Source organism: Cohnella sp. GCM10012308, assembly GCF_042649185.1.
In the GTDB taxonomy this organism is placed as follows: domain Bacteria; phylum Bacillota; class Bacilli; order Paenibacillales; family Paenibacillaceae; genus Cohnella.
In genome coordinates this window covers 1-1,168 of the sequence record NZ_JBHRYU010000081.1, presented here as the reverse complement: position 1 = coordinate 1,168, position 1,168 = coordinate 1, and the positions used below count along the sequence as shown (strand labels likewise).

At 50.4% G+C, this 1,168-nt stretch carries 2 protein-coding genes; both read right to left on the bottom strand.

Going from position 1 to position 1,168, the window contains the following annotated elements; genetic code table 11:
• Window positions 1-824: IS3 family transposase (locus ACFOTD_RS34485; RefSeq protein WP_378124534.1), on the bottom strand; the 824-nt coding region annotated here is incomplete at its 3' end.
• 11 nt (window positions 825-835) lie between these two features.
• On the bottom strand, window positions 836-1,168 hold a 333-nt coding region (locus ACFOTD_RS34480), incomplete at its 5' end, for a transposase (protein WP_378124533.1).

The window sequence follows — 1,168 nt, the reverse complement described above, 5'->3', positions numbered from 1 at the left end:
TGAGCCGGCGACAGGTATCCCAGCGAGCTATGGATTCGTTTGCGGTTGTAGAATAGCTCGATGTACTCGAAAATCTCTTGCCGGGCTTGTTCCTTCGTTCGAAACTTCGTGCAGTAAATCAGCTCTTTCTTCAGCAAGCTGTGAAAGGACTCGATGCAGGCATTGTCGTAACAGTTCCCTTTACGGCTCATGCTGGCTTTCATTTTGTATGTGTGGAGCTGCTCGCGGTAATCTTCCGACGCATATTGCGATCCGCGATCCGAATGGTGCAATAGTCCTTTTTTGGGCTTCTGGCTGTCATGGGCGTCTTCTAGCGCGCCAAGCACGAGCTCCTTGGTCATGCGTTCGCCTAGCCGCCATCCGACAATCTCCCGCGTGCACAGATCTAGCAGGCTGGCCAGATACAGCCGTCCTTCGCGACAAGGGATGTACGTGATGTCAGCTACCCATACTTGGTTGGGTTTAGCGACCTTAAACTGCTGGCTTAGGATGTTCGGTGCGATAGGGTCCGTATGATTCGAATCGGTTGTTTGCACCCGGAATTTGTTCGCTACGCAGGAGCGCAGACCGAGTTCTTTCATGTAGTTGCTTACGGTTCGCTCCGTGACGGTGAAGCCTTCCTGGCCCAACAGAAAGGTTAACTTAGGGCTGCCGTAACGCTGTTTGTTATCGTAGAAATGGAACTTCAGACGCTCAATGACTTTTCTTTTTTGAAGCTCTCGCTGACTGATTTCCGCCGACAACCACTCATAATAACCGCCCCGGGATACCTTTAAAACTTTGCACATCTTCAGCACAGGAAACTTGGAGCAGTGTTTTTCGATAAACGAAAATCTTAGTTCCTTGGTTTGCTGAAGATGTGCACTGCTTTTTTTACGATAGCTAGTTCCTCCTCAACATCGGCGATCCGACGCTCTCTGGCTTTAAGCTCGCGCTCTTTATCTTTGAGAAGCTGCTCAAGCTCACGAACCCTTTGAGCACTAGCCAGGGGCTCGTTTTCAAAGATACGATACTTGGCCAGCCAGCCATGCAGAGTACTTGCTGGAATGTTCAGCTCCTGCGCAATGTCCCCCACCGACTTCGTCTGCTCCTGAATGTACTTCACTGTACGCTGTTTGAACTCTTCGTTAAACCGTTGCCGCTGTTCACCCAAAGTGAACACCTCCTC